15 protein-coding genes and 1 pseudogene are annotated in these 13,048 nt (G+C 40.4%); 15 read left to right on the top strand and 1 reads right to left on the bottom strand.

Going from position 1 to position 13,048, the window contains the following annotated elements:
- Positions 1-75 precede the first annotated feature (75 nt).
- The 12 genes and pseudogenes from H9L19_RS01950 to H9L19_RS08485 all read left to right on the top strand — a co-directional run bounded on the left by H9L19_RS01950 (position 76) and on the right by H9L19_RS08485 (position 8,987).
- Positions 76-810 (top strand): response regulator transcription factor, encoded by a 735-nt coding sequence (locus tag H9L19_RS01950; RefSeq protein WP_187529495.1) that lies wholly within the window; start codon positions 76-78, stop codon positions 808-810.
- Between the two features lie 137 nt (positions 811-947).
- Complete coding sequence (locus H9L19_RS01945) at positions 948-2,387, top strand: sensor histidine kinase (RefSeq protein ID WP_187529494.1); 1,440 nt, start codon at positions 948-950, stop codon at positions 2,385-2,387.
- Positions 2,388-2,491: 104 nt separating this feature from the next.
- Positions 2,492-3,526: an aldose epimerase family protein gene (locus H9L19_RS01940; RefSeq protein WP_187529493.1), complete on the top strand. Its 1,035-nt coding sequence runs from the start codon at positions 2,492-2,494 to the stop codon at positions 3,524-3,526.
- A gap of 17 nt (positions 3,527-3,543) precedes the next feature.
- Complete coding sequence (locus H9L19_RS01935) at positions 3,544-4,887, top strand: glucose-6-phosphate isomerase (RefSeq protein WP_187529492.1); 1,344 nt, start codon at positions 3,544-3,546, stop codon at positions 4,885-4,887.
- 103 nt (positions 4,888-4,990) lie between these two features.
- Positions 4,991-5,827, top strand: a complete 837-nt coding sequence (locus tag H9L19_RS01930; RefSeq protein WP_187529491.1) for a DUF368 domain-containing protein — start codon at positions 4,991-4,993, stop codon at positions 5,825-5,827.
- Positions 5,828-5,910: 83 nt separating this feature from the next.
- Positions 5,911-6,474: an elongation factor P gene (gene efp, locus H9L19_RS01925; RefSeq protein ID WP_187529490.1), complete on the top strand. Its 564-nt coding sequence runs from the start codon at positions 5,911-5,913 to the stop codon at positions 6,472-6,474.
- Between the two features lie 91 nt (positions 6,475-6,565).
- Positions 6,566-7,006, top strand: coding sequence for an Asp23/Gls24 family envelope stress response protein (locus H9L19_RS01920; protein WP_187529489.1), 441 nt, complete (start codon positions 6,566-6,568; stop codon positions 7,004-7,006).
- A complete protein-coding gene (nusB, locus tag H9L19_RS01915) occupies positions 7,006-7,422 on the top strand; it encodes a transcription antitermination factor NusB (RefSeq protein WP_187529488.1) in 417 nt (138 codons plus the stop codon). Before H9L19_RS01920 ends, nusB begins: the two co-directional genes overlap by 1 nt.
- A 179-nt stretch (positions 7,423-7,601) precedes the next feature.
- Positions 7,602-8,138, top strand: a complete 537-nt coding sequence (gene infC, locus H9L19_RS01910) for a translation initiation factor IF-3 (RefSeq protein ID WP_187529881.1) — start codon at positions 7,602-7,604, stop codon at positions 8,136-8,138.
- Positions 8,139-8,165: 27 nt separating this feature from the next.
- Positions 8,166-8,363 carry a 50S ribosomal protein L35 gene (gene rpmI / locus H9L19_RS01905; RefSeq protein WP_187529487.1) on the top strand — a complete coding sequence of 66 codons (198 nt, stop codon included), beginning with the start codon at positions 8,166-8,168 and terminating at the stop codon, positions 8,361-8,363.
- Between the two features lie 57 nt (positions 8,364-8,420).
- Positions 8,421-8,831 (top strand): annotated as a pseudogene (gene rplT, locus H9L19_RS08260) (50S ribosomal protein L20); the annotation flags it as partial.
- The gene (locus tag H9L19_RS08485; protein WP_338117726.1) at positions 8,829-8,987 is read left to right on the top strand and encodes a HeH/LEM domain-containing protein; all 159 of its coding nucleotides are present in this window, start codon (positions 8,829-8,831) and stop codon (positions 8,985-8,987) included. The pseudogene rplT and the gene H9L19_RS08485, both read left to right, overlap by 3 nt.
- 30 nt (positions 8,988-9,017) lie before the next feature.
- Here the strand turns inward: H9L19_RS08485 and H9L19_RS01895 are convergent, their stop codons facing one another.
- Positions 9,018-9,398 (bottom strand): prepilin peptidase, encoded by a 381-nt coding sequence (locus tag H9L19_RS01895; protein WP_187529485.1) that lies wholly within the window; start codon positions 9,396-9,398, stop codon positions 9,018-9,020.
- Positions 9,399-9,726: 328 nt separating this feature from the next.
- Here H9L19_RS01895 and rpsL point away from each other — a divergent pair, with 328 nt between their 5' ends.
- The 3 genes from rpsL to fusA all read left to right on the top strand — a co-directional run bounded on the left by rpsL (position 9,727) and on the right by fusA (position 13,000).
- On the top strand, positions 9,727-10,143 hold the full coding sequence (gene rpsL / locus H9L19_RS01890) for a 30S ribosomal protein S12 (RefSeq protein ID WP_187529484.1): 417 nt from the start codon (positions 9,727-9,729) through the stop codon (positions 10,141-10,143).
- Between the two features lie 19 nt (positions 10,144-10,162).
- On the top strand, positions 10,163-10,633 hold the full coding sequence (gene rpsG / locus H9L19_RS01885) for a 30S ribosomal protein S7 (protein WP_187529483.1): 471 nt from the start codon (positions 10,163-10,165) through the stop codon (positions 10,631-10,633).
- 243 nt (positions 10,634-10,876) lie between these two features.
- Positions 10,877-13,000 carry an elongation factor G gene (fusA, locus tag H9L19_RS01880; protein ID WP_187529482.1) on the top strand — a complete coding sequence of 708 codons (2,124 nt, stop codon included), beginning with the start codon at positions 10,877-10,879 and terminating at the stop codon, positions 12,998-13,000.
- Positions 13,001-13,048: the final 48 nt, after the last annotated feature.

Here is a 13,048-nt window from a genome sequence, read left to right as displayed (position 1 = left end):
AATTTTCCCCATAATGTTGTATATTTATGTACGAAACTAAAATAAAGATAATATTTTAATTAATGGGGCGAAAATATGAAAATATTAATGGTAGAAGATAATACGTCAGTGTCAGAAATGATGAGCATGTTTTTTAAAAAAGAAGGCTGGGATGCAGAATATTCGGCAGATGGCTTAGAGGCGGTCAAGGTATTCAATGAAGCACCACAGTCGTGGGATTTAATTATTTTGGATTTGAATTTACCAGGACTCGATGGAATGCAAGTAGCGGTTAAAATTCGAGAAACATCAGCCAATGTGCCAATTATCATGTTAACCGCACGAGATTCAGAATCAGATCAAGTGTTGGGACTAGAGATGGGGGCTGATGATTATGTTACGAAACCTTTCTCACCAATCACATTGATTGCTCGAATCAAAGCGTTGCATCGTCGATCTGAGGCAGGTAATGCTTCAACAGCTGGTGCTACAGCTGAACATGAAGAATTCGATGTCGTGACACGGACGTTTAAGTTGAATTCAAATACACGTGAAGCATATTTGAATGGTAAATTAATTCAAGATTTGACACCGAAGGAATTTGATTTGCTACGTGCATTAGCTAAAAAGCAACGGCAAGTGTTCTCACGTGAACAGTTATTGCAATTAGTTTGGGATTATGAATACTTTGGAGATGAACGCACGGTCGATGCGCATGTCAAGAAGTTGCGCCAGAAAATTGAGAAAATTGGTCCACAGGTCATTCAAACTGTCTGGGGCGTTGGCTACAAATTTGATGATTCAGGTGTTTCAATAGATAATGACGACTAATTAAAGATTAAAAGCGTTTTGAACCGAACTCTATGAATGAGCGAGGCGGAAAATGCTTTTTTTTACCTCATTTCCATCAGTTTTGACCATTTCTTGTTACAATGAGAACAAATTTTTAAACGAAGGAATTTAGCAATATGAAGATGATGTATCAGCAAATGCTGGCATTTTTTACAGTGATTATGGCAGCACTTTTGATTATTGGTGTCTTATTTACACAATTCACAACTAAGATGGTTGAGGATAACACATATCGTCAGTTAAATCGTTTTTCGGTTGCAATTGCTGAAGAGGCAATGCGATATAAGGCTGACACGGGTGACTTTGCGTATTTTGACACACGAGGATTAGACATTGATTTGTCTTTATTAGAAGAACAGAATATGTCGTTTACGGTATATGATGGGGACGAAAACGTTGTTTATCCAACTGCGACCAAAGCAGTTCATAGTAATATTACCGCCAGTCAATGGCGTAAACTTAAAAATCATAAAATTGTTCACACACGAGTTGATGCTGCAAACAAGGCAAATAAAGAAGAATCAAATACGATGGGCGTCATGAAACCTTTTTTTGATAATAAAAATCGACTCATTGCAGTGGTTGTGACCCGTGCAAATGTCTCAACGGTTGATGATAATATGGATATGTTACGGAAAAATTTAGCGATAGCATTTTTGGTTGCCGGGATAGTGGCAGTGATGTTGAGCTTTATTGTGTCACAACTGATTGTGAATCGTTTGCGATTGATTCAATTAGTGACAAGACAAGTTGCTTCTGGCGATTATCAGGCAATTGTTGATACAACAGCCAATGATGAAATTGGTGCGCTGGCTGAGGACGTTAACACAATGACGAACGCATTGAATGAACAAGAGCATGAAATTAAACGTCAAGAAGAACGACGAAAAGAATTTATGGCGAATGCGTCACATGAGATGCGAACGCCATTGACGACAATCTCGGGTATCGTTGAAGGGTTGCAATATGACGTGATTCCAGAAGACGAGAAAATGCATTCGTATGACATGATTAAAAATGAGGCTGACCGATTAACGCGACTAGTGAAAGACAATCTCGACTATGAACGATTGAGACAAAATAAAGTGGTTCTCAATAAGACAAACTTTGATCTATTGCCGATTATTAATAATTTAGTTGAACAATTGAGCGGTAAAGCTGATGTGGCTGGTGATGTGATTAAGATTGTCAATGTAAAATCAACACCAGTAATGATTTTTGCAGATCAAGATCGGTTAATTCAAATTATTTTTAATATCATTAACAATGCCATTCAATTTACTGAAAACGGCGAAATTAAAATTCGAGCATGGCGTGAAGCACACGCGGCTGTCTTTAGTGTGTCCGACTCTGGTATTGGGATGACGCCTGAACAAGTACAAAATATTTGGGAAAGGTATTATAAAGCTGATGAATCACGAACTGTGAAGGGCGAATCTGGTCTTGGTATGGCAATTATTCGTCAATTAATCGATGTTCACCAAGGGACAATTTCAGTCCAATCAGAATTTGGAAAGGGATCAACATTCACGGTTCGCATCCCTGATGAACAATAATTTTAAATTGGACTAGCCCAATTTTGTAAATTTGTTCATGAAAGCGCTTAATCATGATAAAATAAAATGGTAGGGATTAGACGCAATAAAGGATAGGTGAAATAATGACGATTCAAGTGACGGATTTTGGCCAGACACCAGATGGTCAACAAGTTAAACGTGTTGTAATCGAAAATGCCAATGGCCATCAACTGAGCTTAGTTTCTTGGGGAGCGTCATGGCAGTCATTCGTAACAGCACAGGGTGTTTCCCTTGTACTGGGTTTTGATGATTTAGATGGGTATCTTCATAATGGTTATTTCTTGGGGAATGCCGTTGGCCGTGTGGCAGGTCGGATTGATGCGGCTGAATTTGAATTAAATGGAAAACGCTATCAGTTAGACGCTAATGAAGGACAAAACAATTTACATGGTGGCGAACATAGTTTTTCACATCGAAATTGGGATATTGCTTACGTTGATGAAGCTGGCAACAGCGTTACTTTTGCAACAACAATGACCGAAGCTCAAGACAATTTTCCAGGTACTATGGGGACAACTGTCACATACACACTAACTGACGATAATGAAGTACGCTTAATATTTGGTGCAACTTCAGATCAAGACACGCTATATAATCCAACCTCGCACGTTTATTTTAATATGCAAGGTGTCGGGACTGATGCCCGTCAATTAGAATTGATGCTTCAAGCACCAAAACATTTGGCATTTAGACCTGATAAAATTCCAACCGGTGAATTATTATCAGTTGCTGAGACAGCCTTTGATTTTCAAACAGCAACTAAGATTGGTGATAATATTGATCGTTTGCCATCAGATGCTTTCGATAAAAAATTCGATGATGCCTTTGCTCTATCTTATGAACCCGGTACGCCCGCAGCGATTTTGACTGATCCACAGTCAAAACGATCAGTGGAAATGACAACAGATCGTAATGCAGTCATTTTCTTTATTACAAATCCGGCAGTAGACGATTATGAAGATCAAGCAGCGTTTCTAGCAGCACATCCATACAATGGGGTCGCATTAGAGGCTCAAACGTTATCTGATGCGATTCATCATCCATCGTTTGGTGATATTGTTTTGCCAGCTAATCAACATCAAGAGTATGTAACAACTTACGCATTTAAGAACATTTAATTTTAGGGGAAATAATCATGACAACACTTTCATTTGATACAAGTAAATTAGACACCTTTGTTGATGCAAACGAATTAACAATGTTGCAACCAATGGTGACGCTTGCTGATGACATGTTACGCACTGGAACGGGTGCCGGCGCAGCATATACTGATTGGATTAATTTGCCGACTGAATATGATCGTACTGAATTTGCACGCATCCAGTCAGCGGCCAAACAAATTCAAAGTAATTCAGAAGTTCTTGTTGTGATTGGAATCGGTGGGTCATATCTTGGCGCACGTGCAGCAATTGACTTTCTGAATGACTATTTTAGTTCAGCATATTCATCTGAACAACGAACAGCGCCACAAGTTGTCTTTGCCGGAAATAATATTTCGGGTCAATATCTTAATTCATTAATTAAATTGATTGGTGATCGCGACTTTTCGGTGAATGTTATCTCAAAGTCAGGAACAACGACTGAACCAGCTATTGCTTTCCGTGTTTTCAAGCAAATGTTAGAAACAAAGTATGGCGTGACAGGCGCTAAAGCACGCATTTATGCGACGACGGATGCCCAAAAGGGTGCATTAAAAACGTTGGCTGATGAGGAAGGTTATGAAGAATTTGTTGTGCCTGATGGTGTTGGTGGCCGTTTCTCAGTTTTGACTGCAGTTGGGTTGTTGCCAATTGCCGTTGCAGGTGGCGATATTGATCAATTAATGGCTGGTGCAGCAGCAGCACAAGTTGCTTATTCAGATTCAGACTTGCAAAATAATGCCGCTTATCAGTATGCCGCTTATCGAAATGCATTATACCGTAAGGGATACACAACCGAATTGCTGATTAACTATGAGCCAACCTTGGTCCAATTCGGTGAGTGGTGGAAGCAATTACAAGGTGAATCAGAAGGGAAAGATGGTAAGGGAATCTTCCCAGCAACAGGTAATTTTTCAACTGATTTGCACTCATTTGGACAATATATTCAAGAAGGACGTCGTAACCTCTTTGAAACTTTGGTGCGCGTAACAGAACCTGTATCAGATGTCATCATTCCAACGACTGATGCTGATGACGGTTTGGCATATCTTCAAGGAGAAAAGATGAGTTATGTCAATCGAATGGCATCAGATGGTACATTGTTAGCCCACGTTGACGGTGGTGTGCCTAATATGGTGGTTGAGATTGAGAAACAAGATGCGTTCCATCTAGGATACTTAATTTATTTCTTTGAAATTGCTGTTGGTATTTCAGGCTATTTGAATGGTGTTAATCCATTTAATCAACCGGGTGTCGAAGCGTACAAGCGAAATATGTTTGGCTTATTAGGTAAGCCAGGTTATGAAGAACTAACTGAACAATTACGTGCGCGTTTGTAAGAGATAGTAAATGACTTAATGACTATGATTGATAGCCGTTAAGTCATTTTTAAACACAGCAGGCTTTGGACCAGACTGTTTATAAAAAAGATTGGGAACAGATATGAAAAGTGAAACGATTAAAAATTGGTTTGTCCGCTTTGTTAAAGGCGTTTTCATTGCGCTTGGCTTCATTTTGCCCGGCGTCTCAGGCGGTGTTTTAGCGGCTATTCTTGGCTTATACGAACGGATGTTGAATTTTATGGCACATCTTCGTAGCCGCTTCAAAGTTGATTTTTGGTTTTTCTTACCGGTGGGTATCGGTGGGCTCGTGGGTATTATTTTGCTTAGTGCGCCATTGGAATATCTATTGTCAACATATAAAGCAATGGTGTTATGGGCATTTGCGGGTGCTATCGTTGGGACATTGCCGGCTTTAGTGCATGAAGCTGGCAAAAAAGGGCGCTCAACATCAGATTGGCTTATCTTAGCAACAACAATGGGTGTTGGTGGTTTGTTTCTATATAATTTAACAATGATTTTTGGACAATTACCACATAACTATTTTTCATGGCTACTAGCAGGCGGATTAATTGCTTTAGGCGTCATTGTACCTGGGTTAAGCCCTTCTAATCTCTTATTATATTTGGGATTGTTTGATGCCATGTTGATTGGTTTTAAAAATGCTGATTTAAACGTCTTAATTCCTGTGGCCTTCGGTGGCATATTAACGTTGCTAATTTTTTCAAAAATCATGCACTACTTGTTGCAAGTCTATTATGCTAAAATTTATCATTTTATTCTCGGCATTGTCTTGGTATCGACCATTCTGATTCTCTTGCCGCCAGTAGCTGATTATGCCGGCTTCACGTGGGTACAGGTGATTATTAGTGGCCTCCTCTTTGTTTTGGGCACACTTTTAGGGTATTGGATGAGCGGACTCGAGCAAAAATATAAGTAAATCAACAAGCAATTCTAGTCATTTAGCATTCTTTCTGGTATCATTTATAAGTATAAAAGTTAATTTTTAGGAGATTATTAATCATGGCCATCGGAATGAATGATTTAAAAACGGGTTTGACAATCGAATATTCAAACTCAATTTGGCGTGTGTTGGAATTTCAACACGTTAAGCCTGGAAAGGGTGCAGCGTTCGTACGTTCAAAGTTGAAGAACTTACGTAGCGGTGCTGTTAATGAAGTGACTTTCCGGCCTGGAGATAAATTTGAAACGGCTAACATCGAAACGTCACCAATGCAATTCTCATATTCAGATGGGGACGATCGTGTGTTTATGAATATGGAAACATATGATCAAATTGCAATTCCTGTTGATAAGATTCAAGATGAAATGAAGTTCTTGCTTGAAGGAACAGATGTTAAGGTTACTTATTATGAAAGCGAATTGCTTGGTATTGAAGTACCTAAAACTGTTGAGTTAACAGTGAGCGAAACGCAACCTGGTATTAAGGGTGCAACTGCTAATGGTGGTGGTAAGCCAGCTACAATGGAAACAGGACTAGTGATTACTGTGCCTGATTTTGTGAATGAGGGTGACAAGCTCGTTGTCAATACTGACAATGGTGGTTCATACTCTTCACGTGCGTAGTGAAATAGTTTAATTCTTGAAGCGCCTACCAAAGAGTATATGGTGGGCGTTTCGTTTTCTAGCAAGCAATCACTTGAGGAGGAAAACAAAAATGGCAACAGAAGAAACAATTTTATTAACTCAAGCTACTCAAGAGGGTGAAACACGCGTTAATATTCGTGTGATTGATTTAATTGCAGGATTAGCAACAAAAGAAGTTGAAGGTGTCGCAAAATTGCGCGGTACTTTTGGGGAACGTGCAAAAGAAGTTCTTGGGAAAAAAGTGCAACATAGTAAGGGCATTTATACAAAGCAAAATGAAACCGGTGACATTGCGATTGAAGCATATGTTGAATTAAATTATGGGGTGAGTGTGCCTAAAGTCGCCCACGCAATTCAAGAACATATTAAATCACAAATTCATGCGATGATGGATTTAGAAATTGCTTCAGTTGATGTGCATGTGACTGATATTATTTCTGAAAAAACAACGACAGAAATTGATCCAAATAACTTATTTGGAGAACAATCAGAAGAAGGGGCGACGAAGTAATGACGAAATTGACGCGGCATGCTATTCGGCAAACTGCCTTTCAGACGTTGTTTGGACTCTCTGCCAATCCTGAAGCTAACGTATCAGACGTTGTCTTACAGGTGTTAGCGGGCGATCCTGAAATTGAATGGACGGATGAGGCACCGGTTGAAGTGGTCAACCTAGTCGAAAATGTCAGAGCGCATGCTACAGAAGCGGATTTGTTAATTTCTGAACATTTGGCAGCAGGGTGGACCTTGGATCGCTTAAATCGAGTTGATCTTGAATTGATGCGCCTTGCTATCTATGAGGCAACATTTGGTGATGTGCCAACAAAAGTGGCAGTTGATGAAGCGCTAAATTTAGCACGAGATTTTACAGATGACACGTCAAGTAAATTTATCAATGGTGTCTTATCAAAAGTGTTGACTTTTTAAGGCATAACGAGTAAAGTAATATCTGTTAGAAAGCAAAGCAATGGCCACCCGCTGTTCACCTAGGAGATTTTGTCTTCAGGTCAATCGATTTCATTAATTATTGAATGAATGGTGGGTTATTGCGATGAGCAGTAATCCGCTTTTACTTTGTTTTGGAAGAAAATTAGGAGGTCAAGACCATAGCAGCTAATGTACGTCAACCACAACAGCAACAAGATTTAATCAATGATCATATCCGTGCACGGGAAGTGCGTTTAATTACTGATGACGGTGATCAAGGTATCATGTCAAAATCTGAGGCGCAAAGAATTGCTGACGATGCGGAACTAGATTTAGTTCTAGTTCAAGCGACAGCAAAGCCACCCGTTGCTAAGATTATGGATTATGGTAAATTCAAGTTTGATAGTCAAAAGAAGGTTCGTGAACAACGCAAGAACCAGAAAATTGTTACTGTTAAGGAAATTCGTCTAAGTCCTACAATTGACGCTGGCGATTTTACAACCAAAAAGAACAATGCAACAAAGTTCTTGCAAAAAGGTAATAAAGTCAAAGTATCAATTCGTTTCCGTGGCCGCGCGATTACGCACAAAGAGATTGGACGCGAAGTGATGGATCGCTTTGCTAATGAACTCGATGATATTGCAAAAATCGAAGCGCGCGCGAAGATGGAGGGACGTAGCATGTTCATGGTGCTCGCCCCTAAGGACGCCAAGTAACCTAAAATCAGTTTGGAGGAATAACTCATGCCTAAGTTTAAGACACACCGCGCTTCAGCAAAGCGTTTTAAGAAGACTGCCAATGGTGGTTTGAAGTCAGGGAATGCCTATACTTCACACCGTTTCCACGGTAAGACTAAGAAGCAACGGCGTCAATTACGTGGAACATCAATGATGAACCATACGACATTAAAGACATATAAGCACCTATTGAGCCGCGTTTAATTAATTGTTAAATAGAGGACTCTTGTTGAATTTTAAGAAAAATTGGAGGATTAACCCATGCGAGTAAAGGGTGGAACAGTTTCACGTGCACGTCGTAAGAAAATGATTAAGTTAGCCAAGGGCTACCGTGGACAACGTCATATTAATTATAAAGTTGCTAAGCAACAAGTTTGGAAGGGATGGGTTTACGCATTCCGTGATCGTAAGGCAACAAAGCGTAATTTCCGTAAGTTGTGGATTACACGTATTAATGCTGCTGCTCGGATGAATGGGTTGTCATACTCACGTTTCATGAATGGTCTTGCTTTGATGGGTTCAAAGTTGAACCGTAAGATGTTGGCAGATTTGGCAGTGACTGACGCAAAAGCATTTACTGCTTTGACTGACGCTGCTAAGAAAGCTTTGACTGATAACGGACAAGCTTTTCATGAAGTAACACCTGCAACTTTGGAAACAGAAGTAACAGTGACTGTTGCTGAACCAAAGCCAGCAAAAAAAGCTGAAGTAAGTGCTGAAAAGCCTTCAGACAAAAATACTGTTGCTGAAATTAAAGCATATTTGGATGCACAAAATGTCGAATACGCTTCTTCTGCAAAGAAGGCTGATTTGCTAGCATTAGTATAATTATTTAAAAACGAGCGGATGCTCGTTTTTTTATGGATAAAACGATAGATTCAAAATATTGGCAATGGTTAAAAATGGAACGAACGGTAACTGGATGCGCTTAGTGCTGTGGGCATAGCCATAAGCCAAAAGACTGCTTAACGTCAGCCACAATAACCATTGTTGAGGGTCATTTAAAACTAAAAAGTTGGTAAACATGATATCAATGTCACCAGAACCGATGTACTTTTCAGATAATTTGTTGACGAAAAGCGTTAATATATAGATGCCTAATACTAAAAGCATGTCCATTATCTTGAATGAAAGACTGGCTAACCATATTATTGGCATTAGTAACCAACTACTGATTTGATATGTTTGCCAGTCCTGCCAGCTTAAAAATAAGAGCACAAATGTAAACATGAATGACATGATCAATACTCCTTAATAGTTAAAAAAGAGCCAATTGTGAGCAATCTGTGACAATCATTGCACAACGCGATAATGATACGCCCGGTAATGTTTGCAAAACGAATGCCCACCTTATCCGGATTGTTTTGCAGAAAGTGGTTGCAATTTCATTTGTGGGATGGTAATATATTCTTTGTGCTTAAATCAAGTTGGTGTCCGCGTTAGTTCGCGCGACGTGCTGAACTAGCTTTGGATAGTACCAAACAGCTGCAATTTCGACGTATTTTTATACGATACGCCCGGTATTGTGGACTAAATTTTATAGAATTTTGAAAGGAGCCTCTAAGACATGCCTACAATTAATCAGTTGGTTCGTAAGCCTCGTAAGTCAAAGAGCACGAAGTCAAACTCACCTGCGTTGAACTTCGGATATAACTCACAATCAAAGAAAACGACACTTGCACCTGCGCCTCAAAAGCGTGGTGTTGCAACTCGTGTCGGAACGATGACACCAAAAAAGCCTAACTCAGCTTTGCGTAAGTACGCCCGTGTTCGTCTTTCTAACTTGATTGAAGTGACAGCATACATTCCTGGAATCGGTCACAACCTTCAAGAACACTCAGTTGTTTTGATCCGTGGTGGTCGTGTAAAGGACTTGCCTGGAGTACGTTACCACATTATCCGTGGTGCGCTTGATACTGCCGGTGTTGACGGTCGTATGCAATCACGTTCTAAGTATGGTGCAAAGCGCCCTAAGAAGAAATAATTAAGGGAGGACATTAATAATGCCACGTAAGGGTTATACTAAACAGGCTGAAGTTCTGCCTGATCCAATTTATAATTCAAAGCTTGTTTCACGTTTGATCAACCGCTTGATGCTTGATGGAAAGCGCGGAACAGCTTCAACAATTTTATATAATGCGTTTGATCGTATTAAAGAAGCTACGGGAAATGAACCACTAGCAGTCTTTGAGGAAGCCATGAACAACATCATGCCAGTTCTTGAAGTCCGCGCACGTCGTGTTGGTGGATCAAACTACCAAGTTCCAGTCGAAGTACGTCCAGAGCGTCGTGTGACGCTTGGATTACGTTGGCTTGTGTCATACTCACGTTTACGTGGAGAACACACAATGGACGAACGTTTAGCCAAGGAAATTATGGATGCTGCCAATAATTCTGGTGCATCTGTTAAGAAGCGCGAAGATACGCACAAAATGGCTGAAGCCAACCGTGCCTTTGCACACTATCGTTGGTAAGATTGAATTAGAACGCATCATTGCAAACATCAGTCGAATGATGAAGCAATGGTGTTTTTTATTTGAAAGTGACTTAATTGATAGTTGAATTCGTATGATTCAAAAATTAAGTCAGATAAATGAATCCTTCAAGCTCATTGGTGATTTGGCTACATTTATAGGTGGTCACTTTTGAGCTTTTGCGGTATAATTTAATATAAGCAGCGTAATATGCTGAATTAATTTACAGGAGAATATTTCACAATGGCTAACAAGCGTGAATACCCATTGAGCCGTACCCGTAACATCGGAATTATGGCCCACATCGACGCCGGTAAGACAACAACGACCGAGCGTATTTTGTACTATACAGGAAAGATTCATAAAATTGGTGAGACACATGATGGTGCATCACAAATGGACTTTATGGATCAAGAAAAAGAGCGTGGAATCACGATTCAATCTGCCGCAACGACAGCTGTTTGGCATGGTTTCCATGATCAATTCGAGAAGGAACCATACCGTGTTAATATCATTGACACACCAGGTCACGTGGACTTCACGATTGAAGTTGAGCGTTCTTTACGTGTGCTTGACGGTGCAGTTGCTGTCTTGGACGGTGCTGCCGGGGTTGAACCACAAACAGAAACTGTTTGGCGACAAGCTGAAACATATCAAGTACCACGTATCGTCTTTGTTAACAAGATGGATAAGATGGGTGCAGATTTCCAAATGTCTGTTGATTCAATCAAGTCTCGCTTGGGTGCTAATGCCAAGGCTATTCAATGGCCAATTGGTGCTGAAGATGACTTCGAAGCCGTTATCGATTTGATTACTAAAGAAGCACTATATCCTGTTGACGAACTTGGTGAGAAGTGGGAAAAGCGCGAAATTCCTGATGATTACAAGGATCTTGTCGAAGACAAGTACAATGAATTGGTTGAAGCCATCGCTGATGTCGATGACGATATCATGGAAAAGTACTTGGGTGGTGAAGAAATCACACAAGATGAATTGAAAGCTGGAATTCGTCGTGGCGTTTTGTCATTGCAATTCTACCCAGTTCTAGCTGGATCAGCTTATAAAGATAAGGGTGTTCAAATGATGCTTGACGCGGTGGTAGATTACTTGCCATCTCCTTTGGATGTTAAGCCATATATTGCGACTGACCCTGACACTGATGAAGAAGTTGACTTGGTTGCTAATGACGATGATCCATTTGCTGCCTTAGCCTTTAAAGTTATGACTGATCCATTCGTTGGTCGTTTGACTTTCCTTCGTGTTTATACTGGAACTTTGGAATCAGGTTCTTACGTTCAAAACACATCAAAGGGAAAGCGTGAACGTGTAGGACGTTTGCTACAAATGCACGCTACTAACCGAACTGAAATTGATGAAGTATTCTCAGGGGATATCGCAGCTGCGATTGGGTTGAAAGATACAACGACTGGTGATTCATTGACTGCTGTTGATCGGCCATTGATTCTTGAATCAATGGAGTTCCCAGAACCAGTTATCCAATTGGCTATTGAACCTAAGACAAAAGCAGACCAAGACAAAATGTCAACCGCTTTGCAGAAGTTGGCCGAAGAAGATCCATCATTCCGTGCCGAAACTAACCCTGAAACTGGGGACACTTTGATCTCTGGAATGGGTGAATTGCACTTGGACATCATCGTTGATCGTATGAAGCGTGAATTTAACGTTGAAGCAACGGTTGGTGCACCTCAAGTTGCATATCGTGAAGCCTTTACGAAAACTGTTCAAGCGCGTGGATACTTCAAGCGTCAATCAGGTGGTAAGGGACAATATGGTGACGTTTGGATCGAATTCACACCTAATGAAGAGGGTGCTGGATTTGAATTCGAGGATGCCATTGTCGGTGGTGTTGTGCCTCGTGAATACATTCCTTCTGTTGAAGCTGGATTGAAGGATTCGTTGAACAACGGGCCACTTGCTGGCTTCCCATTGGTTGACTTGAAGGCTAAGTTGTATGATGGATCATATCACGATGTCGACTCATCAGAAGCTGCCTTTAAGATTGCTGCGTCATTAGCTTTGCGCGAAGCTGCAAAGACTGCTGGTGCTGTTATCTTGGAACCAATTATGAAGGTTGACATCGTTGTGCCTGAAGACAATCTTGGTGATGTGATGGGACATATTTCAGCACGTCGTGGAATGATTGAAGGACAAGAACAACGTGGAAACTCATTGATGGTTCACGGAAAAGTACCTTTGTCAGAAATGTTTGGATATGCAACGACTTTGCGTTCATCAACGCAAGGACGTGGAACTTTCCAGATGGCATTTGACCACTATGAAGCTGTGCCAAAGAACGTTCAAGATGAGATCGTTAAAAAGTATGGTCGTGGTTCAGAAGAAGCATAAAGTATAATCATTTAAATTAACAACTTGAATAGCCGTTAATTTAATTAA

This window comes from Weissella diestrammenae, assembly GCF_014397255.1.
Taxonomy (GTDB): domain Bacteria; phylum Bacillota; class Bacilli; order Lactobacillales; family Lactobacillaceae; genus Weissella; species Weissella diestrammenae.
Note: the sequence above shows the minus strand (reverse complement) of the source record. Positions and strands in the feature narration are given on the sequence as shown.

What these genes read in the sequence shown, in the direction of transcription:
- H9L19_RS01950 (WP_187529495.1), top strand. Translation starts at nt 76, where the DNA reads ATGAAAATATTAATGGTAGAAGATAATACGTCAGTGTCAGAAATGATG.
- H9L19_RS01945 (WP_187529494.1), top strand. Translation starts at nt 948, where the DNA reads ATGAAGATGATGTATCAGCAAATGCTGGCATTTTTTACAGTGATTATG.
- H9L19_RS01940 (WP_187529493.1), top strand. Translation starts at nt 2,492, where the DNA reads ATGACGATTCAAGTGACGGATTTTGGCCAGACACCAGATGGTCAACAA.
- H9L19_RS01935 (WP_187529492.1), top strand. Translation starts at nt 3,544, where the DNA reads ATGACAACACTTTCATTTGATACAAGTAAATTAGACACCTTTGTTGAT.
- H9L19_RS01930 (WP_187529491.1), top strand. Translation starts at nt 4,991, where the DNA reads ATGAAAAGTGAAACGATTAAAAATTGGTTTGTCCGCTTTGTTAAAGGC.
- efp (WP_187529490.1), top strand. Translation starts at nt 5,911, where the DNA reads ATGGCCATCGGAATGAATGATTTAAAAACGGGTTTGACAATCGAATAT.
- H9L19_RS01920 (WP_187529489.1), top strand. Translation starts at nt 6,566, where the DNA reads ATGGCAACAGAAGAAACAATTTTATTAACTCAAGCTACTCAAGAGGGT.
- nusB (WP_187529488.1), top strand. Translation starts at nt 7,006, where the DNA reads ATGACGAAATTGACGCGGCATGCTATTCGGCAAACTGCCTTTCAGACG.
- rpmI (WP_187529487.1), top strand. Translation starts at nt 8,166, where the DNA reads ATGCCTAAGTTTAAGACACACCGCGCTTCAGCAAAGCGTTTTAAGAAG.
- H9L19_RS01895 (WP_187529485.1), bottom strand. Translation starts at nt 9,398, where the DNA reads ATGTCATTCATGTTTACATTTGTGCTCTTATTTTTAAGCTGGCAGGAC.
- rpsL (WP_187529484.1), top strand. Translation starts at nt 9,727, where the DNA reads ATGCCTACAATTAATCAGTTGGTTCGTAAGCCTCGTAAGTCAAAGAGC.
- rpsG (WP_187529483.1), top strand. Translation starts at nt 10,163, where the DNA reads ATGCCACGTAAGGGTTATACTAAACAGGCTGAAGTTCTGCCTGATCCA.
- fusA (WP_187529482.1), top strand. Translation starts at nt 10,877, where the DNA reads ATGGCTAACAAGCGTGAATACCCATTGAGCCGTACCCGTAACATCGGA.